General features: G+C 63.7%; 25 protein-coding genes and 1 pseudogene. 21 read left to right on the forward strand and 5 right to left on the reverse strand.

Annotated features, from left to right (window positions below; genetic code table 11):
• Window positions 1-14: 14 nt before the first annotated feature.
• Window positions 15-227 carry a hypothetical protein gene (locus OEG81_RS01555; protein WP_264130944.1) on the reverse strand — a complete coding sequence of 71 codons (213 nt, stop codon included), beginning with the start codon at window positions 225-227 and terminating at the stop codon, window positions 15-17.
• A 77-nt stretch (window positions 228-304) separates the two neighbouring features.
• Here OEG81_RS01555 and OEG81_RS01560 point away from each other — a divergent pair, with 77 nt between their 5' ends.
• From OEG81_RS01560 to OEG81_RS01570, 3 genes are all read left to right on the forward strand, one after another.
• Window positions 305-1,231, forward strand: coding sequence for a DMT family transporter (locus OEG81_RS01560; protein ID WP_264132669.1), 927 nt, complete (start codon window positions 305-307; stop codon window positions 1,229-1,231).
• Between the two features lie 7 nt (window positions 1,232-1,238).
• Window positions 1,239-2,234, forward strand: a complete 996-nt coding sequence (gene waaC, locus OEG81_RS01565) for a lipopolysaccharide heptosyltransferase I (RefSeq protein ID WP_264130945.1) — start codon at window positions 1,239-1,241, stop codon at window positions 2,232-2,234.
• Between the two features lie 79 nt (window positions 2,235-2,313).
• Entirely contained in the window at window positions 2,314-3,636 is a 1,323-nt protein-coding gene (locus tag OEG81_RS01570; RefSeq protein ID WP_264130946.1) for a 3-deoxy-D-manno-octulosonic acid transferase, read from the forward strand.
• 7 nt (window positions 3,637-3,643) lie between these two features.
• On the opposite strand, the gene galU is transcribed toward OEG81_RS01570, so the two are convergent.
• Window positions 3,644-4,474 carry a UTP--glucose-1-phosphate uridylyltransferase GalU gene (gene galU / locus OEG81_RS01575; RefSeq protein WP_264130947.1) on the reverse strand — a complete coding sequence of 277 codons (831 nt, stop codon included), beginning with the start codon at window positions 4,472-4,474 and terminating at the stop codon, window positions 3,644-3,646.
• 236 nt (window positions 4,475-4,710) lie between these two features.
• Here galU and OEG81_RS01580 point away from each other — a divergent pair, with 236 nt between their 5' ends.
• Entirely contained in the window at window positions 4,711-5,454 is a 744-nt protein-coding gene (locus tag OEG81_RS01580) for a GntR family transcriptional regulator (protein WP_264130948.1), read from the forward strand.
• Between the two features lie 43 nt (window positions 5,455-5,497).
• Entirely contained in the window at window positions 5,498-5,671 is a 174-nt protein-coding gene (locus OEG81_RS01585; protein ID WP_264130949.1) for a hypothetical protein, read from the forward strand.
• Here the strand turns inward: OEG81_RS01585 and OEG81_RS01590 are convergent.
• Together OEG81_RS01590 and OEG81_RS01595 are read right to left on the reverse strand one after the other, a co-directional pair.
• Window positions 5,655-6,467: a type III pantothenate kinase gene (locus OEG81_RS01590; protein ID WP_264130950.1), complete on the reverse strand. Its 813-nt coding sequence runs from the start codon at window positions 6,465-6,467 to the stop codon at window positions 5,655-5,657. The two genes, OEG81_RS01585 and OEG81_RS01590, sit on opposite strands and share 17 nt — an antisense overlap.
• Complete coding sequence (locus OEG81_RS01595; protein ID WP_264130951.1) at window positions 6,464-7,342, reverse strand: biotin--[acetyl-CoA-carboxylase] ligase; 879 nt, start codon at window positions 7,340-7,342, stop codon at window positions 6,464-6,466. The genes OEG81_RS01590 and OEG81_RS01595 overlap by 4 nt, the downstream gene beginning before the upstream one ends.
• A gap of 71 nt (window positions 7,343-7,413) precedes the next feature.
• On the opposite strand from OEG81_RS01595, the gene OEG81_RS01600 reads away from it, so the two are divergent.
• The 8 genes from OEG81_RS01600 (at window position 7,414) to OEG81_RS01635 (ending at window position 15,158) form a co-directional block, all read left to right on the forward strand.
• Window positions 7,414-8,058: an alpha/beta hydrolase gene (locus OEG81_RS01600; protein ID WP_264130952.1), complete on the forward strand. Its 645-nt coding sequence runs from the start codon at window positions 7,414-7,416 to the stop codon at window positions 8,056-8,058.
• A 170-nt stretch (window positions 8,059-8,228) separates the two neighbouring features.
• Window positions 8,229-9,458 carry a D-alanyl-D-alanine carboxypeptidase family protein gene (locus OEG81_RS01605; protein WP_264130953.1) on the forward strand — a complete coding sequence of 410 codons (1,230 nt, stop codon included), beginning with the start codon at window positions 8,229-8,231 and terminating at the stop codon, window positions 9,456-9,458.
• Window positions 9,459-9,573: 115 nt separating this feature from the next.
• Entirely contained in the window at window positions 9,574-10,437 is an 864-nt protein-coding gene (locus tag OEG81_RS01610; RefSeq protein ID WP_264130954.1) for a D-amino acid aminotransferase, read from the forward strand.
• A gap of 51 nt (window positions 10,438-10,488) precedes the next feature.
• Window positions 10,489-10,764, forward strand: a complete 276-nt coding sequence (locus OEG81_RS01615; protein ID WP_264130955.1) for a DUF493 family protein — start codon at window positions 10,489-10,491, stop codon at window positions 10,762-10,764.
• A 25-nt stretch (window positions 10,765-10,789) separates the two neighbouring features.
• Window positions 10,790-11,476 (forward strand): lipoyl(octanoyl) transferase LipB, encoded by a 687-nt coding sequence (gene lipB, locus OEG81_RS01620; protein ID WP_264130956.1) that lies wholly within the window; start codon window positions 10,790-10,792, stop codon window positions 11,474-11,476.
• 86 nt (window positions 11,477-11,562) lie between these two features.
• Window positions 11,563-12,348 carry an enoyl-CoA hydratase gene (locus OEG81_RS01625; protein WP_264130958.1) on the forward strand — a complete coding sequence of 262 codons (786 nt, stop codon included), beginning with the start codon at window positions 11,563-11,565 and terminating at the stop codon, window positions 12,346-12,348.
• A gap of 247 nt (window positions 12,349-12,595) precedes the next feature.
• Complete coding sequence (gene lipA / locus OEG81_RS01630; protein ID WP_264130959.1) at window positions 12,596-13,591, forward strand: lipoyl synthase; 996 nt, start codon at window positions 12,596-12,598, stop codon at window positions 13,589-13,591.
• Window positions 13,592-14,249: 658 nt separating this feature from the next.
• A complete protein-coding gene (locus tag OEG81_RS01635; protein WP_264130960.1) occupies window positions 14,250-15,158 on the forward strand; it encodes a formylglycine-generating enzyme family protein in 909 nt (302 codons plus the stop codon).
• 157 nt (window positions 15,159-15,315) lie between these two features.
• Here OEG81_RS01635 and OEG81_RS01640 read toward each other — a convergent pair whose 3' ends face one another.
• On the reverse strand, window positions 15,316-16,056 hold the full coding sequence (locus tag OEG81_RS01640; RefSeq protein WP_264130961.1) for a Crp/Fnr family transcriptional regulator: 741 nt from the start codon (window positions 16,054-16,056) through the stop codon (window positions 15,316-15,318).
• A 240-nt stretch (window positions 16,057-16,296) separates the two neighbouring features.
• Here OEG81_RS01640 and nirK point away from each other — a divergent pair.
• The 8 genes and pseudogenes from nirK to OEG81_RS01675 all read left to right on the forward strand — a co-directional run.
• A pseudogene (gene nirK, locus OEG81_RS01645) lies at window positions 16,297-17,376 on the forward strand (copper-containing nitrite reductase); the annotation flags it as partial.
• Between the two features lie 12 nt (window positions 17,377-17,388).
• Window positions 17,389-17,763, forward strand: a complete 375-nt coding sequence (locus tag OEG81_RS18115) for a c-type cytochrome (RefSeq protein WP_412034155.1) — start codon at window positions 17,389-17,391, stop codon at window positions 17,761-17,763.
• A 155-nt stretch (window positions 17,764-17,918) separates the two neighbouring features.
• Window positions 17,919-19,502, forward strand: a complete 1,584-nt coding sequence (locus OEG81_RS01650; RefSeq protein WP_412034094.1) for an ABC transporter substrate-binding protein — start codon at window positions 17,919-17,921, stop codon at window positions 19,500-19,502.
• 15 nt (window positions 19,503-19,517) lie between these two features.
• Window positions 19,518-20,492 carry an ABC transporter permease gene (locus OEG81_RS01655; RefSeq protein WP_264130963.1) on the forward strand — a complete coding sequence of 325 codons (975 nt, stop codon included), beginning with the start codon at window positions 19,518-19,520 and terminating at the stop codon, window positions 20,490-20,492.
• Window positions 20,489-21,442: an ABC transporter permease gene (locus tag OEG81_RS01660; protein WP_264130964.1), complete on the forward strand. Its 954-nt coding sequence runs from the start codon at window positions 20,489-20,491 to the stop codon at window positions 21,440-21,442. Before OEG81_RS01655 ends, OEG81_RS01660 begins: the two co-directional genes overlap by 4 nt.
• An 11-nt stretch (window positions 21,443-21,453) precedes the next feature.
• Entirely contained in the window at window positions 21,454-22,503 is a 1,050-nt protein-coding gene (locus OEG81_RS01665) for an ABC transporter ATP-binding protein (RefSeq protein ID WP_264130965.1), read from the forward strand.
• Window positions 22,500-23,552 (forward strand): ABC transporter ATP-binding protein, encoded by a 1,053-nt coding sequence (locus OEG81_RS01670; RefSeq protein ID WP_264130967.1) that lies wholly within the window; start codon window positions 22,500-22,502, stop codon window positions 23,550-23,552. Before OEG81_RS01665 ends, OEG81_RS01670 begins: the two co-directional genes overlap by 4 nt.
• Complete coding sequence (locus OEG81_RS01675) at window positions 23,549-24,409, forward strand: N-formylglutamate amidohydrolase (protein WP_264130969.1); 861 nt, start codon at window positions 23,549-23,551, stop codon at window positions 24,407-24,409. Before OEG81_RS01670 ends, OEG81_RS01675 begins: the two co-directional genes overlap by 4 nt.
• The last annotated feature ends 3 nt before the right edge of the window (window positions 24,410-24,412 follow it).

The following is a 24,412-nucleotide window of genomic DNA, read 5'->3' on the forward strand; positions in this document are numbered from 1 at the left end:
CCCTTCGCTACGCCTTAGCTCAGATTCTCTTGCACCCAGGCTTCGCATTCGATGGCAAGGTCCATCATGGCCTTGATGATCAGCGCGTCGGGCTTGCCCTGCGCGCGCAGGGCATGGGTGAAGGCTTCCATGCTTTGTTCCGTTGGAAGCCAGTCTTTTTCGGGCTGCAGTTCCAGCCCGTTCATGTGTTTGATGTTGCCGTTGGGCAGAATATACCAATCGTTCATCGCGCCATCATAAAGCAAGCGGGCCGCCTTGTTCGCGTATCGTCCGCCGGTGGCGGCGACTTTGCTGGAGCGTCATGATGGGCCGGGCCAATCCCGTATCTGCGTCCTCGCACGCCTGGGGCGCTACGCGTCCGATCGCGGGCATTGTTGTGCTGGTGCTGTCCTCGTGGGCGCTGTCGACGCTGGATGCCAGCGGCAAATGGGTCATGGGCGCCGGCGTGCCCTTGCTGGTGCTGTGCTGGGTGCGCTATGTGGTTCATTTGCTGCTGGTGCTGGGCCTGGTGCTGCCGGTGCGCGGCACGAAAGTCTTGCGCAGCGTGCGTCCCTCGGCGCAGATTGCGCGGGGCTCGGTCATGCTGCTGGCGACCTTGTCCTTTTTCACGACCTTGCACTACCTGCCGCAGGCCGAGGCCACCGCCATCAACTTCCTTGCGCCCCTGATCATGCTGGCGCTTGCGCCCTGGGTGCTGAAGGAACCGGCCCGTCTTTCGCGCTGGGTTGCGGCCGGCGTGGGTTTCGTCGGCGTGCTGATCATCATCCGCCCCGACGCCGGGCTGGATCCCGTGGGGACCTTGTTCGGATTGCTGACGGCTCTGCTCTTCGCGGGCCAGTACATTGCCACGCGGCGGGTGGCGGCCGACGACCCCTTCACGACGCTGGTCTGGAGCGGCGCGGTGGGCAGCCTGTGCCTGACGGCGATCCTGCCTTTCACTCTGCCTTCCGTCTGGCCGTTGCTGGCCGGGCTGGACGGCGTGCAATGGCTGGTATTGGTTTCCACCGGTTTCTGGGGGGCGCTGGGACACCTGCTGCAGATACAGGCCTACCGCTACGCGCCCGCGTCGGTGCTGGCGCCTTTCATCTACTTGCAGATCATCAGCGCGGCCGCTCTGGGCTGGCTGATATGGGGACAGTTTCCCGATGCCTTCAGCTGGCTGGGCATCGCTGTCATTTGCGCCAGCGGTATGACGATTGCCGTATTGGAATGGCGAAGCCGTAAATTATAATGGCCGCATGAGCAAGAAGATCCTGATCGTTCGCACGTCCTCGCTGGGCGACCTGGTGCATATGCTGCCGGCTATCTCCGACATTGCAATGCATGTGCCGGATGCGCAAATCGATTGGATTGTCGAAGAAAGCTTTGCCGAGATTCCCGCCTGGCATTCGGCGGTGAACGAGGTCATCCCCGTTGCGCATCGGCGCTGGCGCAAGCATTGGTGGTCGGCGGAGACGCGCGCGGCGCGCGCCGCGCTGCGCCGGAACCTGGATGCGCGCCAGTACGATGTGGTGCTGGACATGCAGGCGCTGATGAAATCGGTGTGGCTGTTGAGGCAAACGCATGGGCTGCGCCACGGCCTGGACAGGAAGTCGGCGCGCGAGCCGCTTGCATCGTTCTTCTACGACGTAAAGCACAGGGTCGAGTTCTGGCAGCCCGCCGTGACCCGGCAGCGCGAACTGGCCGCCGCCGCCTTTGGCTATACCTATGGCGGCGAGCCCGATTTCGGCCTGGATCGCATCACCGATGGCGTCAGCATCCAGCCCTATGCCGTGATCATGCCGTCGGCCAGCCGGGACGACAAGCTCTGGCCTGAATCCGATTGGCAGAAGGTGTTCGACCATCTGTGCGCGCATGGCCTGGATCTGAAGCTGCTGTCGGGCAGTCCGGCCGAAACCGAAAGGGCGCGGCAGCTGGTTGAGGGTAATCCGCGCGCCCAGGTATTGCCTCGCATGAGCCTTACCGACGTGGCCGGGGTGCTGGCCGGCGCACGCATCATGGTGGGCCTGGACAGCGGCCTGACTCACTTGTCGGCTGGCCTGGGGCGTCCGACCATAGGCATCTACAAGGCATCCACGCCGGTGCGCACGCCCCTGGAAGGGCCTGGCTACACGGCCAGCCTGGGCGAACGCGGCAATGCGCCTTCGGCCGAGACCGTGCTGAGCGCGGTGGAGCAGGCATTGGCGTCCAACGAACCCGCCCATGTCGGGCTGGCCGGCGGCGCGCCGGACTGAGACCGGGCATTTGCCCGACATACGTCCGATTGCTTCGGGCTTAAAATACTTATCCATTTGGCGGCCACTGGCAAAGTTCTTGAATCGTTTTTTCTATACAGCGCTTATCCGGCTATTGTCCCCGGCCCTTTTGGGCTGGATGGCCTTGCGCGCGCGGCGCGCCGGCGGCGACTGGGAGGTCTGCTCGGGCCCGCGCTTTGGCCATTACCCGCAGTACAGCCCATTGGGCAAGCCCGTATGGGTGCATGCGGTCAGCCTGGGCGAAACCCGCGCCGCCCAGCCTTTGATCCAGGCCTTGCTGGATCAGGGCGAGAGCGTATTGCTGACGCACATGACGGTCACCGGACGGCTGGAAGGCCAGCGCGCTTTTGCGTCGGCCATCGCCCAGGGCCGCCTGGCGCAGCAGTGGCTGCCCTACGACTTCCCTGGAAGCGTGCGCCGGTTCATGAACCACTACCGGCCCCGGGCCGGCATTCTGATCGAGCGCGAGGTATGGCCCAACCTGCTTGCGGCCGCGCGGCGCTTCCAGGTTCCCATGATGTTGGTCAGCGCGCGCTTTTCCGATCATGCGCTGCGCCAGAGCTTGCGGATCGGCAGCGTGATGCGTGAAGCCTATGGCCAGTTCGACGCCGTATACGCCCAGACCCTGCACGACGCCCAGCGCCTGGAACAGGCGGGCGCGGTGGCGGTGCGGGTGTCGGGCAATTTCAAGTTCGATGTATCGCTGCCGGCCGAGAAGATACAGCGTGGGCGCGATTTTTCCCCCGGCCTGGGCCGCAAGGTGATTGTCATTGCCAGTACCCGTGAAGGGGAAGACGAACTCTTCATACGCGCGATCGGCAAGCAACTCAAACGTGCGCGCGGCCAGGGGCGCAATCTGTCGGAGCGGGTCCTGTTCTGCCTGATTCCCCGCCATCCCGAGCGTTTCGACGAGGCGGCGCGTGAATTGGCCGACGCCGGCCTGTCATACGTCAGGCGTTCGCAACTGATCGAGGCGGGTGATTGCAGTTCGAAGGCGCTGCAGGCTTGCGCCGACGCGGCCGTCCTGCTGGGCGACACCTTGGGGGAAATGCCCTGGTATTACGCCGTGGGCCAAGTTGCGATCGTGGCCGGCAGCTTCCAGCCTCTGGGCGGCCAGAACCTGATCGAGGCGTGCGCGGTGGGCGTCCCGGTGCTGGTGGGGCCGCATACGCGCAATTTTGAACAGGCGGTGGTCGACGCCCTTGACGAGGGAGCGGCATTGCGGGTGCACGATGCCGACGCGGCTTTGCAGACGGCATTGCAATTGCTGGACGATGCGCAACGCCTGGGCCGCATGGGCGAAGCGGGCGCTCATTGGGTACAGAAGCACCGCGGAGCAGTGGCCCGCGTGGTCGCGGGCCTCAACGAGATCAAAAAATAAGGCCTGCCTACAGCCCGTGGTATTTGCGGCCCAGCTCCAGGGTGGCGTTGAAGAAACCCGCCTTGCTGCCGCAGTCATAGCGGGTGCCCTCATACTGAAGGCCGAATACCGGCCGGGCCGCCAGCAGGCTGGCGATGCCGTCGGTCAGCTGGATTTCGCCGCCCACGCCGGCCTGCGTCTTGCGCAGGTGCTCGAAGATCTCGGGTTCCAGCACGTAGCGTCCCACCACGGCCAGGGTCGAGGGCGCGGTCGCCGGAGCGGGCTTTTCGACAATGCCCGACAAGCGGGTATTTTTTTCGTCGACGGACTCGCCGGAGATGATCCCGTATTTGTCGGTGTGGTTGCGGTCTATGTCCTGGATGGCGATGACGCTGCCGTTGTGGCGATGCGCCGCTTCGGCCAGTTGCTGGGTGACGGAGACCTTGGCGTCGATCAGGTCGTCGGCCAGCAGCACCACGAAGGGCTCGTTGCCGACGATGGGTGCGGCGCACAGCACAGCGTGGCCCAGCCCCAGCGGAGCGGGCTGGCGCGTGTAGATGCAATTTACATTCGAGGGCAGAACATTGCGCACGATTTCCAGCAGTTCGTGCTTGTTCTTGGCGGCCAGTTCGGCCTCCAGCTCCGGCACGTTGTCGAAGTGGTCTTCGATGGCGCGCTTGTTGCGCCCCGTAATGAAGATCAGGTCGGTAATGCCGGCGGCGATGGCTTCTTCAACGGCATACTGGATAAGAGGCTTGTCTACGATGGGCAGCATTTCCTTGGGCATGGCCTTGGTGGCGGGAAGGAAACGCGTGCCCAGGCCCGCGACGGGAAATACTGCTTTTCGAATAGGCTTCATAGGGTGCAGTGCTTGTGGAAGGGTTTCGGAGCGAATCATACGCCATCTTGCATGAGTAGCGGCATCGTCCAAGCTGCCTATAGCAAGCTTCGTGCCCGGTTGGGGCCCGCGGCGCCGGGCCGGCTCAAATCCGTCATATACAGGCGTTTGTGGCGGGTAATCGGCGTTTGGCGCGGGCCTGTCCGCCCGTACACTAGGAAAAATGCCTCTTCCCCGGAGGCGCAATTCTTCCTTATATGTTCATTACCCATACCGATCGCGTTCGCGCCGAGCTTGAAAGCCAGATAGTGTCAGGCGCCCTGCCGCCGGGCGTCACGCTGGACGAGGCGCAGCTGGGCCAGATGTTCGACGTGTCGCGCACGCCGGTGCGCGAAGCCTTGCTGCAGCTGTCGGCCGAAGGCTTCGTGCGCATCGTGCCGCGGGCCGGCATCTACGTCGTGCAGCTTTCCGCGGGCGAACTGGCTGAAATGTTCGAAACGCTGGCCTATGCCGAAGGCCTTTGCGCCCGGCTGGCCTGCCAGCGCATCACGGCCGCCCAACTGCGGAAGCTGGGCGCCTTGCAGAAAAAAGGGCGCCAGGCCATGGCGGATCAGGACCTGGATGCCTTCGCGCAGTACAACCTGGAATTCCACGATTACATACACGGATGCTGCGGCAATCGCTATCTGAGGTCGCAGATCCTGCACATTCGCAAGCGCACCAACCCTTATCGCCGGCAGCATGACGAATTGAGCGCCGACTGGGCGTCTCAAGCCTGGCAGGAGCACCAGGCTTTGTTCGAGGCACTGAGCAGGCGCGACGAGGATGCCGCCATGATGGCGGCCGCCGGCCATATCAACGCCCGGACACGCTCCTTCCAGGAATTGGCCGAAGCCTCGCCCGAGCATCTGTTTTTCGGTTCGGATGCGCGCCATACGGCCGTTCCCAGCATGATGGCATCCGCGCCGCGCCTGGACATGGCCATGCAGCGCTGGCAGTAGGATGTGGATTACACTTAAGGCCAATACCGTTCAGTTTGCCCTTATGCGATCTTTATTCCTGATTGTGCTGCTGGCCAATGCGGCCCTGTTGGTGTTCGGCCAGGGTTTTTTCGGGCCGCCCCCCAGCGAAAACGGGCGCGAACCGCGTCAGTTATCCGAAAGAAACCAGCACGCCATTGCGCTGGGCGCACCCCAGTCCATTATTCAGCGTCGCTGAGCGCCAGCCGCGCCAAGCCATCCAGCGCCGGCGATGGCAGCCACTGCGCGGCTTGCCGGGGCAGATTCAGGTCGCTTTGCGCCCTGGCCAGGCCGCGCTGCACTTCTTCTTCGACCTGCGGCCAGGCGCCGCCCGTGCTATACACGCGCGGCGCCTGGCCGAACCGTTCCAGTCCTTCGCGCCATTGGCGCAGCAGCGCACCGGCCTGGGCGGCGGCGATGCCGCTGCCTATGGCCTGCTGCGTATGGGTGGGATAGGCGGCCGGCGCCGCGTTCGCCTCGGGCAGATTGGCTGTTCCGCTGGCGAGCGAACTGCGCATGAGCGCCGGTCCAGGCAGAATCAGGCCGCCGTGGAACACCAGGCCGCCGGCGTGCCCCGTTGGATCGGGGCCCAGCGTGTCCAGGGTGGTGGCGGTGCCGAAACTGGCCAGCAGCTGCGGTCCGTCATGTGCATGGCGGGCCAGGCCTATCATGGATACCCAGCGGTCGGGTCCCAACTGGGACGGCGTATCGTAGGCATTGCGCACTCCCGCGGCCTGCGCCTGGCCGCTTATCCATGATATGGCATAACCGTAGCGGCGCCGGAACAATTCATCCAGCGCATCGGCGAGCGCCTTGCCGGCGACGTTGACACCCAGCGCCGCCCGGGGAGCGGGCGCCAGGTGATCCAGCCAGGCGGCAATCTGATGCAGGTCGTGGTGCCGGATGGCCAGGGGGTGGCTTTCGCGCACGGCGGTTTCGGGGTCTATCCAGCCCAGCTTCAGTCGTGTGTTGCCGGCATCGATCAGTACGATCATGGCGCATATTCCTGGCGGGGGCGCACGGATACCTCGCCAATGGATATCGATTGTTCACCCTGCGGCGTGCGTAGCAGCAACTGGCCAAGGCGATTTATGCCGCAGGCAATGCCGGCCTGCGCGATGCGTCCGTCATCCAGCACGTTGATGTGCTGGCCCGCCAGGGAATCGACCTTGGCATAGCGCAAGGGCAGGGCATCGAAGCCGTAGGCGGTGGCCTCGTTCAGGCTGGTGTACCAGGCCTGGGCCACATGCGCGACCAGGCCCGCCGCCGAAACCGTGGCTGCCCGCGTGTCGCGCCGGGCGATCTCGGACCAGTCCGCCACTCTGCGGTTCAGCGACAGGCTGAGCGAGCGTGCATCGTCCAGGTTCAGGCCCATGCCGATGATGACCACGTAGTGATCGGGTGACAGGCGCGAGGCGCCGGCGCGCGTGACCTCCACCAGTATTCCGGCCAGCTTGGCGGAATCCCACTGCACGTCGTTGGGCCACTTCATGGTCAGGTGGCCGCGGTGTTCAGGTTCGATCAGTTCGCGCAGCGCTTCGCAGGCGGCCAATCCCGCCAGGGGCGACAAGGTAGGCAGTTGCTGCGGCGCAAGAAACACATCGAATGCGCAGGAGAACATCAGGTTGGCCCCCGGCCGGTTCTGCCAGCTGCGTCCCGCGCGCCCGCGGCCGCGTTCCTGCAAATGGGCGCCCAGCAGCCAGGGCCGCGCCTGCGGGCCATGGCTGGCGCGCGCCATGCCCAGCAGATCGGCGTTGGTCGATTCGGTGCGCTCCAGCCATTGGATCTGCTTGAAATGCGGCAAGGTGGAACGCAGTTCGTCCACGAGCTGACAGGGGGAAGGAAGAGGAGGGTGGGGGGCGGTGTCCATGGATTCCGGCAATTCGCTCGATGCGCGTGGCGTAAAATCAGCCTGTCTATTTATAACTCAAACTGAAGATTATGCTTGCTCGCACCGAAAAGATAGCGTTTCAGGGCATGGTCGGGACCATCGACTGCGTACTGGACCTGCCCATGGAGGCGCCTGCCGGCTGGGCGCTGGTGCTGCATCCCCATCCCCTGCATGGCGGGGCGCGGGACAACAAGATCGTGACCACCATCGCGCGGGCCTGCGTGCAGCATGGCCTGGCGGCGCTGCGTCCCAATTTTCGCGGCGTGGGCGAATCGGCGGGCGAGTTCGACGCGGCGGTCGGCGAAACCGCCGATATGATCCAGCTGGTGCAGCAGTTCAAGCAGGCCTATCCGGAAGCGGCCGCCGGCAAGTGGGTATTGGCGGGGTTTTCCTTCGGCACCTCGGTGGCCGCGCAGCTGTATTCGGAACTGGCCGAGCAGTCGCAGCCGGTGCCGGATGCTTTATTATTGGTGGGCTCGGCGGTCGAGCGTTTCAAGTTTCGCGATATCGCCATTCCCGACGACACCTTCCTGGCGCATGGCGAGTCCGACGAAGTGGTGCCCCTGGCCGAGGCCATGGATTTTGCGCGCGGCCGCGGCCTGCCCATGGTGGTGATTCCCGAGGCCAGCCATTTTTTCCATGGCAAACTGGTGGTGCTCAAGCAACTGCTGCTGCAGCGCCTGGCATCGCTCTGAAGCTCGGCCTCGGGTTTAACGCAGCGAGCAATGTTTGAATAAATCCGGTTTCATTCGCTTGCGGTTTTCTTGTTGAAACAGTGGATTGGCGGGTGTAACCGTCAGCTTCGCCTGCCTATAATGGCCTTTTGCTCCGTTATCCTGCAACGGATCTCTTATACGATATGCCGATGACATTCCAAAAATTCCGCTTCAGGTTTTCCCATCTTTCCTTGTGCGCCGCGGGCCTGGCGCTGGTTCTGGCCCCGGCTCTGAGTCCGGCCCAGAACACTGCCCCCGCCGCGGGCATGACGCCTTCGGCTCCCGCCGGCATCACGGCGGTGGGCGAGCTGGCCACCGTGCCGGCGCCCAGCCTGACCGCCAAGGCATGGCTGACCCTGGATGCGAACAGCGGCCAGATCATCGCATCGCAGAATCCCGATGAAAGCGTCGAGCCGGCTTCCCTGACCAAGCTGATGTCGGCCTATCTGGTTTTCGAGGCCCTGGAAAGCAAGCGCCTGACGCTGGATCAGCCGGTGACCGTTTCCGAAAAAGCCTGGAGGACCGAAGGTTCGCGCATGTTCATCAAGCCCGGCAGCCAGGTGACGGTCGATGAACTGCTGCAGGGCGTCATCGTGCAATCGGGCAATGACGCCACGGTGGCGCTGGCCGAGGCGGTGGCGGGCAGCGAAGACGCCTTCGCCGCGCTGATGAACCAGGAAGCGGCCAAGCAGGGCTTGCGCGATACCCATTTCGTCAATTCCACGGGCCTGCCCGATCCCGCCCACCTGACCACCGTGCGCGACCTGGCCATCATGTCCAAGAACCTGGTCACCCGGTTCCCGCAGTACCTGCACTACTATAGCCAGAAGGAATACACCTACAACAAGATCAAGCAGAATAACCGCAACCGCCTGCTCTGGACCGATCCCACGGTCGACGGCCTGAAAACCGGACACACGCAGTCGGCGGGTTATTGCCTGGTCGCGACCGCGCTGCGCGATGGCCGCCGCGTGGTGTCGGTCATCGTTGGCGCGGCCAGCGATTCGGCCCGCAGCGAGAACAGCCTCAAGCTCTTGAACTGGAGCTTCCAGAACTTCGATACCATCAAGCTGTTCGACAACGACAAGCCGGCCGTCAATGCGCGCGTATGGGAAGGCCAGTCTGAAACCGTCGGCCTGGGTACGCCCACCGCCACCTGGGTGACCGTGCCGCGCGGCAAGGGCCCGCAGGTCAAGCCCGTGGCCCAGTACACCCAGCCGCTGATCGCGCCGCTGAAGGCGGGCGCCAAGGTGGGCACGGTGTCCCTGTCGCTCGACGGCAAGCTGCTCAGGCAGGATCCGCTGTTTGTTTTGAACGATGTGCCGGAAGCCGGTTTTTTTGGGCGCATCTACGACAAGGTCCGCTTGTTGTTTCAATAAAATAGTGCGGCCCGGGCCATGATGTTCATGGCCCGGGCCGGTGTTGGCGAAAGCCGGTTTTCTTTGGGCGGCCGCTTCGAGCCGCTCCTGATTCCTTCCACGCAAGGCGTAGATAATGATTCCCGATGTCGATAACGACAGTATTGTGTATCTGAACGGCCAGTATGTCCGTCTGGGCGATGCCACCATTTCCGTGCTCGATCGCGGCTTTATCTTCGGCGACGGCATATACGACGTGGTGCCGGCCTATAACGGCAAGCCCTTCCGCATGGACGGCCACCTGGCGCGGCTCGAGCGCAGCCTGGCCGCCATCGGCATCAAGGTGGATTTTCAGCGCAGCGACTGGGAAGCGCTGGTCCAGGACATGCTCAAGCGGTCGGGCCTGAGCGATTGCATGGTGTATTTGCAGGTCACCCGCGGTGTGGCCAAGCGCGATCACGCTTTTCCGGCCAACACCGCTCCCACCGTTTTTTGCATGGTTTCGCCTTTCAAGCGTCCCGATGCCAAGGCGCGAGAACAGGGTCTGTCCGCCGTGGGTATACCCGACATCCGCTGGCTGCGCTGCGAAATCAAGTCGGTCTCGCTGCTGGGCAACGTCCTGGCCAAGCAGCATGCGGTCGATGCCGGGGTCGATGAGGTCCTGCAATTTCGCGATGGTTTCCTGTCGGAAGGGTCTTCGTGCAACATCTGGGTCGCCAAGGACGGCGTGCTGCTGGCGCCCCCGCGCAGCAACCTCATCCTGGAAGGCATACGCTATGGCTTCGTGGAAGAACTGGCCGACCAGGCGGGCATTGCCTTCAATGCGCGGCCTGTTTCGCAGCAGGAGGTCGATGCCGCCGACGAACTGATGCTGTCGTCGGCCACCAAAGAGCTCCTGCCCATCACCACATACAATGGCAAGCCGGTGGGCGGCGGCAAACCCGGCCCCATCTATGCCGCGCTGCGCGCCGGCTACGACAAAGCCATTGCGGCGCTTTAAGGAGTGGCCGCCATGCCGGCGCAAGCGCGGCAAGGCGGCTGTACCACGACTATGAAAGAAATCCCGCCCGAACAGTCCCTTATCGAATACCCCAGCGACTTTCCCATCAAGGTCATGGGCAGGGCGCATCCGGACTTCGCCCAGACGCTGACCAATATCGTGCTGCAGTTCGATCCGCACTTCGACCCCGCCACGGTCGAGATGCGGCCCAGCAAGGGCGGGAAGTACATCGGACTTACCTTCACGGTGCGCGCGACCTCGCGCGAGCAGCTGGACGACCTGTACCGCGCCCTGCATGCCCACCACATGGTGTCCATCGTCATATAGCGCCTGTAACGCCAAAAGAGAGGCCATGATCGAATCCCACTGGCTGCCCCGGCCCGCGGACTACCTGCGTGTGTGGCGGGACATGCGCGACTTCACCGAAGCGCGCAATGCGGCAACGCCGGACCGCATCTGGCTGGTCGAGCACGATCCGGTCTATACACTGGGCCAGGCGGGCAAGCCCGAGCATATCCTGAATAGCAGCGGCATCCCCATCGTGCAGTGCGACCGGGGCGGCCAGGTGACCTATCATGGTCCGGGGCAGGTCGTGGCCTATTGCCTGGTCGACCTGCGCCGCATGAAAATCTTCGTCAAGGAATACGTATCCCTGCTGGAAGACGTGTTGATCCGGACGCTGGATGAACTGGGCGTGAAGGGGGCCTGCCGCAAGCCGGGGGCGCCCGGCGTATATGTGCCTTACGCCAGCCTGGCGGCGCCGCCGGCCGGGGCCCAGGCCGAGTTGGCCAAGATCGCCGCCCTGGGCATCAAGCTGCGCAACGGCTGCGCCTACCATGGCCTGGCCCTGAACGTCGACATGGATCTGTCGCCCTTCCTGGGCATCAATCCTTGCGGCTACGAGGGGCTGAAAACCGTCGATTTGCGATCTTGCGGGATACACGCTACCGTGGGCGAGGTCGGCCGCCTGCTGGCTGCCCGCCTGAATGATGCGTTCGACGCTCATCTGGAAGCGCAGCCGACGGCAACGGCTGAATAAGCAAGCCTTGGCCAGGCTGCTGCCCGGTCAGTGCCAGCGAATCGACCGGACAGGGGCGCTGGGTGGACAATAATCCGGAGACAACCATGAGCACAGACGCCGAATTGCTATTGATCGACACAGTCGACGGGGTGACGACGCTGACCTTGAACCGGCCCGATCAGTTCAATGCGCTGTCCGAAGAGCTGCTGGATGCCTTGCAGCGCGCCCTGGCCGGCATTGCCGAAGACGAGCAGGCGCGCTGCGTGGTGCTGGCCGCCAATGGCCGGGCGTTTTGTGCCGGCCACGACCTGAAGCAGATGCGCGCCCACCCCGACCAGCGCTATTACGAGCAGTTGTTCGCCCAGTGCGGCCGGGTCATGCAGAGCATCGTCAACCTGCCGGTGCCGGTCATTGCCAAGGTTCACGGCACCGCCACGGCGGCGGGCTGCCAGCTGGTGGCCAGCTGCGACCTGGCCATCGCCTCGGAAACCGCCAGGTTTGCCGTGTCGGGCATCAATGTGGGCCTGTTCTGCTCGACGCCGGCAGTGGCGCTGACACGCAATATTCCCATCAAGAACGCGTTTGAAATGCTGGTGACGGGGCAGTTCATCAGCGCAGCCGATGCGGCCGACAAGGGCCTGGTCAACCGCGCGGTGCCGCCCGACGAGCTGGACGCCCAGCTCGATGCCCTGGTGCAGGCCATTTGCAGCAAGAGCCCGGTTGCCGTGCGCACGGGCAAGGCCATGGTCCAGCGCCAGCGCGGCATGAACCTGGCCGATGCCTACGATTATGCCGGCAAGGTCATGGCGCAGAACATGATGGCCGAGGACGTGGCCGAGGGCATCGACGCGTTTACGCAGAAGCGGCAGCCCGTCTGGAAGGGACGCTAGCCCTGGAAGGTTTCCGCGGACGGCCTGGATGGATGGTTTTTGTTGGCCGCAAGGGCCTTCTATATCCGGGCTGGGGAAAGGGCGATTAGGCGGGGCAAGGCGGGGCGCGTTAAAATGGCTTTCCGATTTCATGTCCGGAGGGCGCCAGGGCGGCTTCCGGCTGTGGTCTTTTTCATTGAATGGCGGAGGGCGTGAAGCACGCCGCCGCTCTTAGCGCCGGCCCAGGGGCTTGGGCGCAGGAAACCGTATGACTACTCCCGTTGATCAGTCTGCCGTCCGTAAACCCACCGTGCGTCCCGCGCCCTACGACCCAACGCAAAAGCAGAAGTCGGCCGACAAGACCTCGCGTATTCCCATCAAGGTGGTGCAGGCCGAACGCCTGAAGAAGCCGGAATGGATACGTGTGAAGGCGGCCGCGCCGGGTTCGCGCTTTTACGACATCAAGAAGATACTGCGCGAGCACAATCTGCATACGGTGTGCGAAGAGGCGTCCTGCCCCAATATCGGCGAGTGCTTCGGCAAGGGCACGGCCACGTTCATGATCATGGGCGACAAGTGCACGCGCCGCTGTCCCTTCTGTGATGTGGGCCACGGGCGCCCCGATCCGCTGGATGTCGACGAGCCGGTGAACCTGGCGCGCAGCATCGCCGCCATGAAGCTGTCGTATGTGGTGATCACGTCGGTCGACCGCGACGATCTGCGCGACGGCGGGGCGGGGCATTTTGTCGAGTGCATCCGCAAGGTGCGCGAACTGTCTCCCACGACACGGATCGAGGTGCTGGTGCCCGACTTCCGCGGCCGGCTGGACCGCGCGCTGGGCATACTCAACGAAGGCCCGCCCGATGTGATGAACCACAACCTGGAAACGGTGCCCCGCCTGTACAAGCAGGCGCGTCCGGGTTCGGATTACCAGCATTCGCTGAAGCTGCTGTCGGAGTTCAAGGCGCTGCATCCCGATGTCCCGACGAAGTCGGGGCTGATGCTGGGCCTGGGCGAGACGGACGAGGAAATCCTTGAGGTGATGCGGGATATGCGGGCGCACAATGTGGACATGCTGACGATAGGGCAGTATTTGCAGCCGTCGGAGCATCACCTTCCCGTGCTGCGCTATGCGCATCCCGATGTGTTCAAGATGCTGGAGCGCGAGGCGTACGCGATGGGGTTCACGCATGCGGCCGTGGGGGCGATGGTGCGGTCTTCATATCATGCGGATGAGCAGGCGCATCAGGCTGGGGTGGCTTGATCGGCTTACGGATCAAGCACCAAGGCTTGTCAGATGTGGAAGGGCCTCTGTTTTAGGACAGAGGCCTTTTTCTATGGTGGATGGTGTGGGTCATCAGGGATGCGGCCATCCCTTCTGGGGAGTGCAGTCCTCTTCGTAAGAATGCAGTCATTTTCGTAAGAATGCAGTCATTTTCGTAAGAATGCAGTCATTTTCGTAAGAATGCAGTCATTTTCGTAAGAATGCAGTCATCTCTTCGTGGCTGGGGCGTTCATGGCTGGGCCTGGCCCGGCTGGACGCTTGGCGGTTCTGGCTGCGCCAGAACTCCCCGCGCGGCGGCTCGATTCAGGGCGGCCGCGAACTCGCACGTCGGGCAGCCACTGGCTGCCCGAAAGCGTCGTGCTCGAACAGCGCGGCCTTGTCTCCCTGAATCGAGCCGCCACGCGGCGCACGCGTAAATCGCCGGGCCAGGCCCAGCCATGAACGCCTGCTCCAGGCATAGGGCGGTGATCCTGTCGCCGCTGGTTCAATTGGTCCTGGCGCCGCAAGTTTGCCTGGATGTCCTGAGCTGATACTGATCTGATGGGTTCTTTGCGCTGCAACAAAGACGGCGCGCTGCAAGACGGGTTCAATACAGGTGTACAGCCGGGATGCCGGCAAGCACTGAAGGTATTGGATCATGCGCACCCTCCGAAGCTCCGCAAGAATTGCCATCGTCATGCTGATGGCGAGTATGGCCGTCGGATGCAAGCTGGATGGCGGTGCAAGCGGCGCCGGAGCTGCGGCGGGGCGCATGGCGGGCGCCGCTGACGCGGTGGAGCTGGTTTCCGTCCCGGCCGGCGAACTCAGCTACCACCCTTCGGGCGAATACCTCAAGGGCGGTTATCCGGTTACACCACCGCAAGCGGTGGTCCGCTTCGACAGCGGCGTGGCCATGATGAAGCGGCAGGTCAGTCAGGCGGAGTACGCGGCCTGCGTGGCCGCGGGGGCCTGCAAGAAGCTGGATGGGGTGCAGCGCGACGCGGCCGATCCCGGGCTTCCGGTGGTGGGCGTAAGCTGGCACGATGCCACGGCGTATGCGGCCTGGCTGTCGAAGAGGACGGGGGGCCATTACCGCCTGCCGACCTATGCGGAATGGGTCTATGCGGCAGGTCCCGCCTACAAGGAAGATGTCATACTGGATGCCTCCGACCCTTCCGATCCGGCGCAGCGCTGGCTGGCGGAGTACGCACTGGAGACCCAGCGCAAAGTATCGGTGGATGCATCGCTGCGGCCCTTCGGCGGGTTCGGCGAGAATCCGGCGGGCCTGCAGGACATGGCGGGCAATGTGTGGGACTGGACCGACACCTGCCATACGCGGCGGCATCTGGATGCGTCGGAAGGCGCCGTGACCACGACGGGCGAGAATTGCGGGATACGCGTGGTGGCGGGGCCGCATCGCAGCTACATCACCGATTTCATACGCGATCCCAAGGGCGGCGCCTGCTCTGTCGGCGTGCCGCCCAGCAACCTGGGCTTCCGGCTGGTGCGCGACGATGCCGCGGCCGGCGCGGCGCGGCCACTGCGCGAAGAACTGGGCATCCATTGATTTCCGCAGGGCTTTTCCGGCATGGACGGGCCGGGATTGCTCCGCAGTAGCGGAGCAGGCAGATGCCAGGCAAGGGCAAAGGCCAGGCAAGACCTGGGTCCGTCACGGTGAGCCTGATCGGATGGAGCCCGGCGAATTCAGCCGGACCTGACTGAATCTAGCCGACGCCGCGTGTGGCGGCGGACTGTCCGGCCGGGGTTTGCGCGGGGCCTTCGGCAAGGCGGATCAGTTCGTCCATAGCGCACACCACGATGCGCTTGCGTCCGCTGTTCACCAGGCCGCGCTCTTTCCAGGCGCTCAGAAGCCGGCTGACGGTATGCAGCGTGGTTCCCGTCATTTCGGCGATGTCCTGGCGGGTGATGGGGAAGTTGATCTGTATGCCTTCGGGCGTTTCCTCGCCCGACTGGTCGACCAGCCGCAGGATGGCACGCGCGACGCGCTGCTCGACCTCCTCGGTGGACAGCTCGCGTATGCGCGAATGGGCGTCTTGCAGACGCTGTCCGACCGTCTGCAGGGCGTTGGAGGCGAAATGGGGGTTGCCGGAGACGAACTGGTCCCATTCGGACGAAGGCCAGGCCAGGGCGATGCTTTCCTGGACGGCGATGGTCGATGCGGGATAGTGGCTGCGCCGCATGGCCCGGGCGATGCCGAAGACGTCGCCCGGATTGACGTAGCGCACGACGATCTGTTCGCCTTCGGGGGTGATCTGCACCACTTTCAGGTGGCCGTGCAGCAGCACGAAAAAGCGCGTGGCTTCTTCGCCCTGGTGGAAGGCGGCCTCGCCTTCGGCCAGGCGACAGACTTGCGCGTGTTGCAGGGCCGCATCCAGGGCGTCGTCGGGCAGTGCCCTGAAAAGATCAAGATTCTTGATCAGCGACCGGCTAAGCTGTGATGGCATGAGTTGTCCCTGCTGCTGGCAATCTTTTGATTCTACCATCGGCCTGTTCCGGCCCCTTCGTTAAATCATTGATTTTTCGCATGTGTTTGACTTTCGACCGACTTCGGACGGCTGTTGTTTATAGGTGATAACCCTGAGAACTTGCTTTGAAGTTTGCGCTGCAACAAAGAAGGAAACCCTCCCGGATCGTTCAATAGAGCTGTCGACATTCACGACATATTGATAAGAAGGGAGTTGCAAATGAAAGCGTTCCGTCCAACCTTGTTAGCCGCCGTCATGACCGCCTTGATGGCCGGTGTTCCCGCCCTGGCTGATACGGCCGATAAGCTGGATCGCGTCAAGGTCGACCTGGTTGCGCCGCCCATGGTGCATGCGCACGAGCAGAAAGTCACATCGGGTCCCAAAGTCGTCGAGTTCACCATGACGATCGAGGAGAAGAAGATCGTGATCGACGACAAGGGCACCACCATGCAGGCCATGACGTTCAACGGCTCCATGCCGGGGCCCACCATGGTGGTGCATGAAGGCGATTATGTCGAGATCACCTTGGTCAACCCGGCCACCAACGCCATGCCGCACAATGTCGACTTCCACGCTGCCACGGGCGCGCTGGGCGGGGCCAAGCTGACGGATGTGAATCCCGGCGAACAGGCCACCCTGCGCTTCAAGGCCGACCGCAGCGGGGTGTTCGTGTATCACTGCGCTCCGGAAGGCATGGTGCCCTGGCACGTGGTGTCGGGCATGAGCGGAACCCTGATGGTCCTGCCGCGCGAAGGCCTGAAGGATCCCGAGGGCAAGCCGCTGCACTACGACAAGGCCTACACCATAGGCGAGTTCGACCTGTACATACCGAAGGACGAAAACGGCAAGTACAAGGATTACAAGAGCCTGGCCGACAGCTATGCCGATACGGTGCAAGTCATGCGCACGCTGACGCCCACGCATGTGGTGTTCAACGGCAAGGTCGGCGCGCTGACCGGCGAAGGCGCTCTGAAAGCCAAGGTGGGCGAGACCGTGCTGATGATCCACTCGCAGGCCAACCGCGACACGCGTCCGCACCTGATCGGCGGGCACGGCGACTGGGTCTGGGAAACGGGCAAGTTCGCCAACGCGCCTGAAAAGAACCTGGAGACCTGGTTCATACGCGGCGGCTCGGCGGGGGCGGCGCTGTATACCTTCAAGCAGCCCGGCGTGTATGCCTACGTGAACCACAATCTGATCGAGGCATTCGAGCTGGGCGCCGCGGGGCACTTCGTGGTCGAAGGCAAGTGGAACGACGACCTGATGAAGCAGATCAAGGCGCCGGGCCCCATCACCAAGGAGAACGCCGCCATGCTGGACGCGCGGGCGAAGAAGCTGGCCGCCGCCGCACCCGCGGCATCGGCCAAGGCCCCGGCGGGCAAGCAAGCTGCTCCAGCCGCCGCGCCGGCCGCCAAGCCGGTCGCCGTCGCGGGCAAGGCCACGTCGCACCCGGCCGGCGAGAAGCTGTACAAGTCGGCCTGCATAGCCTGCCATAGCACCGGCGTGGCCAATGCCCCCAAGCTGGGCGACAAGGCCGCGTGGAGTCCGCTGATCGCCCGGGGCATGGACTCGCTGATGGAAGTGGCGCTCAAAGGGAAAGGCGCCATGCCGCCCCGGGGCGCATCGTCGGCCGATGACGCCACCTTGCGGGCCGCGGTTGAATACATGATCGGCTCGGTGCAATAAAGCATTACGTTTCATGGGGAAAATACCGATCATTTAACAACGCCCCGGTGGCTACACTCGCTCCATGTCTTTGGCATGGAGCTTTTTTTCGTTCTTCTGCAGTGTTATTGCCTCACCCGCATCTAACTGATTCATATAAAAAGGGCAGCATAACCATGAAGTCTCTACGCAAAACCATACTGTTGTCGGCCCTGGCCGCAAGTTTCTTTACCGCGGCCGGCCTGGCGCAGGCGCGCGATCTGACCATAGCGCTGCGTTCGGAACCCAGTTCCATGGACCCGCAGTTCCATTCGCTGACGCCCAACACGCAGTTGTCCGAAACGCTGTTCGACCCGCTGGTGCGCACCGACGGCAACGCCAAGCCGGTTCCGTCGCTGGCCGAATCCTGGACGGCCGACGGTGATGTGTGGACCTTCAAGCTGCGGCCCAACGTCAAGTTTGCCGACGGCTCGCCTTTTACCGCCGAAGACGTCCTGTTCACCTATGCGCGCGTGCCCAAGGTGCCCAACAGCCCCTCGTCGTATTCGCTGTATCTGAGCACGATCGACAAGGTCGAAGCTCCCGATCCCCTGACCGTGCGCATCACCACCAAGGGGCCTTCGCCGGTGCTGCTGGCCAATCTGTCCATGGTGCCCATCATGTCGCACAAGGCGGCGGCGGGGCCGGCGCCCGAAGGCAAGACCACGGTCGAGCTCAATCGGGGTGACGGCCTGGTGGGCACGGGACCCTACAAATTCGTGTCCTGGAAGCGCGGCGCCGAAATCGTCTTCGAGCGCAACGATCATTACTGGGGCGAGAAACCCGCCTGGGACAAGGTCATCTACCGCCCCATCTCCAATTCGGCGGCCCGGGTCGCGGCCTTGCTGGCCGGCGACGTGGACATCATCGAAGACCCTCCCACCGACGACCTGCCACGGCTCAAAAAAGACAAGAACCTGCATATCCAGGAAACCCCGTCGGTGCGCGTCATCTACATCGCGCTGAACCAGGGCAATGATGTGCCGCCCGGCGTGTCGGGCACCGACGGCAAGAACCCCCTGACCGACCAGCGCGTGCGCCATGCCCTGTCGCTGGCCATAGACCGCAAGGCCATCGTCGAGCGCATCATGGACGGCGTGGGCCTGCCGGCCGCCAACCTGCTGGCTTATCCGGCTTTCGGCACCTCTGAAAAGCATTCCAAGGTCGAGCCGGCCGATCCCGAGGAGGCCAAGAAGCTGCTGGCCGAGGCGGGCTACCCGAACGGATTCCAGATGTCGCTGGGGTCTCCCGCGGGCCGCTACACCAACGACCAGCGCATCGCGCAGGCGGTGGCGTCCATGTGGGCCCGAATCGGCGTGAAAGCCGATGTGCAGACCATGGCGCCGCCGGTCTTCTTCAAGCAGCGCAATGCCTTTGCGTTCAGCAGCTATCTGGCGGGCTGGGCGGCCAGCTCGGGCGAGATGCTCAACCCGCTGACCTCGCTGGTGGTCACCAAGGATCCGAAGCTGGGCCTGGGCACGACCAACTGGAGCAAATATTCCAATCCGGAAATGGACAAGCTGGTGATGGAGGCCTCCAAGACCCTGGACGACGACAAGCGCGCCGAGCTTCTTCAGAAGGCCAGCGGCATGGCCATGGACGACTATGGCATTTTGCCCTTGCAGTTCGAGCTGTCGGTGTGGGCCATGAAGAAGGACATCCGCTACGGAGGCCGTGCCGACCAGATGACACTGGCCCAGTACATGACGCTGGCCAAGTAGCGCAGGGCGGGTTCAGTGCTATCGGCTATTGTCCGCCGCTTACTGCAAACGCTGCTCGTGGTGCTGGTCATGTCGGCACTGGTGTTCGCCGGCCTGTATCTGGTCGGCGACCCGGTGCTGATGCTGGCCAGCCCCGAGGCCACCGATGCCGAGCGCGAGCTGATACGCCAATCGCTGGGTCTGGACCTGCCGTTGTGGCATCAGTACTTCATCTTCCTCGGCAAGGCCGTGCACCTGGATTTCGGCAGCAGCTTTCTGACCGGCGAGTCGGCGATGCGGCTCATCCTGGAGCGCATGCCGGCCACGCTGGAACTGGCGACGCTGGCCATCTTCCTGTCGCTGGCCATAGGCGTGCCTCTGGGCGTCTATGCGGGCCTGCGGCCCAATAGCCTTGCAGCGCGCGGCATCATGACGGGCTCGGTCCTGGGTTTTTCGCTGCCCAACTTCTGGGTGGGCCTGATGCTGATCATGCTGTTCGCGGTCATGCTGGGCTGGCTGCCGGCCGGAGGACGCGGTCCGGTGGAATCCTACGGCCCCTTGCAGTTGAGCGTATTCAACTGGGAGGGACTTAAAAGCCTGCTTCTGCCGGCCTGTACCATCGCCACGGCCAAATGCGCGCTGATCATCCGGGTGACACGGGCCGCCACGCGCGAGTGCCTGCCGCAGGACTACATCAAGTTCGCACGCGCCAAAGGGCTGCGCGAGAAGCGTGTGCTGGGCATACACCTGCTCAAGAACATCCTGATTCCCATCGTGACCATAGGCGGCCTGGAGTACGGCCAGGTCTTCGCCTTTGCCGTGGTGACCGAAACCGTATTCTCATGGCCCGGCATGGGCAAGCTGCTGATCGACTCCATCATTACCCTGGATAGGCCCGTGGTGGTGGCCTACCTGATGTTGACGGTGGTGTTCCTGGCCACCTTGAACCTGCTGGTCGATATCGCCTACACCATACTGGATCCGCGCGTGCGGCTGGAGACGTCCTCATGAAAGGGCTGAGCACCGATCCCATCGTGCCGGCGGACGATACGCCGGTCGGGCAGGCATCGGGCGTGGTGCCGGCCCATGAAAGCCTGTGGCGGGTGTTCATTGCGCAGTTCGTGTCGAGCAAGCTGGCGGTGTTCGGACTGATCCTGCTGCTGGCCTGCCTGGGCCTGGCCGTGTTTGCGCCCTGGATCGCCCCGCAGAACCCGTTCGACATCGGCACGCTGGACATCATGGATTCGAAGATGCCGCCGGGCAGCGCCAATATGGACGGCACCATCACGTACTGGCTGGGCACCGACGGGCAGGCGCGCGACATTTTCTCGGCCATTCTGTATGGGCTGCGCATCAGCCTGTTCGTGGGTTTCGTCTCGGTGTCGGTGGCTTTCCTGATCGGGGCGGCTGTCGGCCTTGTGTCGGCCTATTTCGGCGGACGCATCGACGCCTTGCTGATGCGCATCGTCGATATCCAGCTGTCCTTCCCTTCGATACTGGTGGCGCTGATCCTGCTGGCGGTGCTGGGCAAGGGCGTCGACAAGGTCATTTACGCGCTGATCGCCGTGCAGTGGGCGTATTTCGCACGGGCGGCCCGGGGGGCGGCCATCGTCGAGCGCAATCGCGAATACGTCGAGGCGGCCCGCTGCATGTCGCTGTCGTGGCACCGCATACTGTGGCGCCACGTCTTCCCCAACTGCATACCGCCGCTGATGGTCATCGCCACCATCGACCTGGCCCACGCCATCGCGCTGGAGGCCACCCTGTCCTTCCTGGGCGTGGGCGTGCCGGTCACCGAACCCTCGCTGGGCATGCTGATATCCAACGGATTCGAGTTCCTGCTGTCCGGGAACTACTGGATATCGTTTTTTCCGGGAATCGCGCTGGCGCTGGTCGTGATCGCCATCAACCTGGTGGGCGACCATCTGCGCGACATCCTGAATCCGCGCAACGAGATCTAGGGCCGGCGACCATGAGCGAATATACCGCCGCCCCTATCCACAGCGATGCCGCAAGCGCCGTCGCCTCCACCGGGACAGCCGGCGCTTCCCCCGGTCCGCTGCTGCTGGATGTGCAGGACCTTAGAACCTGGTTCCACACGCGCGACGGCGTGGTCAAGGCCGTGGACGGCGTATCCCTGCAGCTGCGCCCCGGCGAAATCCTGGGCCTGGTGGGGGAATCGGGTTCCGGCAAAAGCATCACCGGCTTTTCACTGATGAACCTGGTCGAGCATCCGGGGCGGATACAGGCCGGCCGCATGTGGTTCAACGGCCGCAACCTGCTGGACCTGACGGCCGAGGAATACCGCCAGCTTCGCGGCCGCGACATGGCGATGATCTTCCAGGATCCGATGATGACCCTGAATCCGGTCTTGCGCGTGGATACGCAGATGATCGAGGCCATCCGGGCGCATGAGCGGGTATCGCACAAGGCTGCGCGCGACCGCGCCATACAGGTGCTGGGCATGGTGGGCATTCCGTCGCCGCAAGAACGATTGCGGGTGTATCCGCATCACCTTTCCGGGGGGATGCGCCAGCGCATCGCCATTGCGATCGCCTTGCTGAATTCGCCCCGGCTGATCATCGCCGACGAGCCTACCACGGCGCTGGACGTCACCATACAGGGCCAGATCCTGTACGAGGTGCAGAAGCTGTGCCGCGAAATGGGCACCGCGCTGATCTGGATCACGCACGATCTGGCCATCGTTTCGGGCCTGGCCGATCGGCTGGCCGTCATGTATGCCGGGCGCATCGTCGAGACCGGATCCACGCAGGACATTGTCCGAGCCGCGCAGCATCCGTACACGCATGGCCTGATCTCGTCGATCCCGTCGGTGAACACCCGGGGCCAGGAGCTCTTCCAGATACCGGGCTCCACGCCGTCCTTGCTGAACCTGCCGGCGGGCTGTCCGTTCCGTTCGCGCTGCTACCGCGCCACCGGGCAATGCGCGAACGATCCCGTTCCAGAGGAAGTGGCCCCCGGGCAGTGGGCAAGCTGTTGGCACAAAGGAGTTCGGGCATGAGCGGCTCCGACGTCATCCTGTCTCTTCGCGATGTGCGACGCGAGTATGCGCAGCCGGCCGACATGGTCGAGCGGCTGGGCCGGCTGTTCAAAGGCGGCGGCAAGCCGAGGTCGGTGCAGGCGGTGGCGGGCGTCGACCTGGATGTCATGGCCGGCGAGGTGATCGGCATTGTGGGCGAGTCGGGCTGCGGGAAATCCACCCTGGGCCGCATGCTGACGGGCATCCTGCCGCCCAGCTCGGGAACCATCCGCTACCAGGGCCGCGACATCGGCCAGCTGGCGGGCGCGGCGCGGCGCGAGTACGAACTGGGCGTGCAGATGATTTTCCAGGACCCGTTTTCATCCTTGAATCCGCGCATGCGGGTGGTGGACATCATCGGCGAAGGGCCGGTGGTGCATGGCCTGACGAGCCGGGCCGGCAAGGAGGCCTATGTGGCGGGACTGATGCGCAAGGTGGGGCTGGACCCGGCCTACCGCTTCCGCTATCCGCACCAATTCTCGGGCGGGCAGCGCCAGCGCATAGGCATCGCCCGGGCGTTGGCGCTGAAGCCGTCCGTCATCGTGTGCGACGAGGCCGTGGCGGCGCTGGATGTTTCCATACAGGCGCAGGTCCTGAACCTGTTCATGCAATTGCGCCGGGAATTCGCGCTGACGTATTTTTTCATCAGCCACAACCTGGGCGTGGTCAGCCATATTTCGGACCGGGTGGCCATCATGTATCTTGGGCGCATCGTGGAAATCGCCGATACCGATACGATTTTCAACCGGGCGCATCATCCTTACACCCAGGCGCTGATCAAGGAACTGCCGTCGCTGCGCCCCGACAGGCGGCAATTCGACCCCATCAAGGGCGAACTTCCCTCGCCCCTGCATCCGCCCCCGGGCTGCGCCTTTCACCCTCGCTGCCCCCACGCGATGGAGCGATGCCGGGTGGAACGCCCCTTGCTGCGGCAGATCGGTGGCCAGGCCGGCCATGCCAGCGCCTGCCATTTGAACGATGCGCCCATCAACGTTGACCAGAACGCAGTCCTAGTCCAGGAGACGACATGAGATTCGCCGATACGGAGTTCGATCCCTATACATTGACCCCGCCCGCCAGCAGCGCCATTCCGCTGGTATGCGATTCGCCGCACAGCGGCGTGGTCTATCCGTCCGACTTCCAGAGCTGCCTGCCGGTCTCGGTGCTGCGCTCGGGCGAGGACACCTATGTGGAAGAACTGTGGCAGGCCATACCGTCGGTCGGCGGAACCTTGCTGGCCGCCAATTTTCCGCGCACGTATATCGACCCCAATCGTGAAGAGGACGACATCGACCCGAACATCCTGGCCGAGCCCTGGACGACCGAACTGCATCCCACCGAAAAATCGCGCCTGGGACATGGGCTGATCTGGAGCAAGGCGCGCGATCAGCCCGTCTATGACCGCAAGCTCTGGGTGGCCGAGGTGGAGAACCGCATCGCCACCTACCATCAGCCCTATCATCAGGCCTTGCAGCGCGAGATCGACGCGGCGCATGAACGCTTCGGCGTCGTATGGCACCTGAACCTGCATTCCATGCCCTCGGATTCCTACGAGGTGCTGGAAATCGACACCGACAAGCCGCTGGCGGATTTCGTGCTGGGCGACCGCGACGGCACGACCTGCGATCCGACCCTCATCGGCATCATCGAGGATTTCCTGCTGCAGCGCGGCTACACCGTGGCGCGCAACGACCCTTTCAAGGGCGTGGCCCTGATCGCGCGCATCGGCCGGCCCGAGGAAAACCGGCACAGCCTGCAGATCGAAGTGAATCGACGCCTGTATATGGATGAGCAAAGCTATGAGCGATCCGTCAACTTCGAGAACCTTCAGCGCGATATATCGGAGCTGAGCGTAGCCGTGGCGGAGTTCGTCAGGTCGGTCATGTAGGCG

The sequence above is a fragment of the Pollutimonas sp. M17 genome, from assembly GCF_025836975.1.
Classification (GTDB): domain Bacteria; phylum Pseudomonadota; class Gammaproteobacteria; order Burkholderiales; family Burkholderiaceae_B.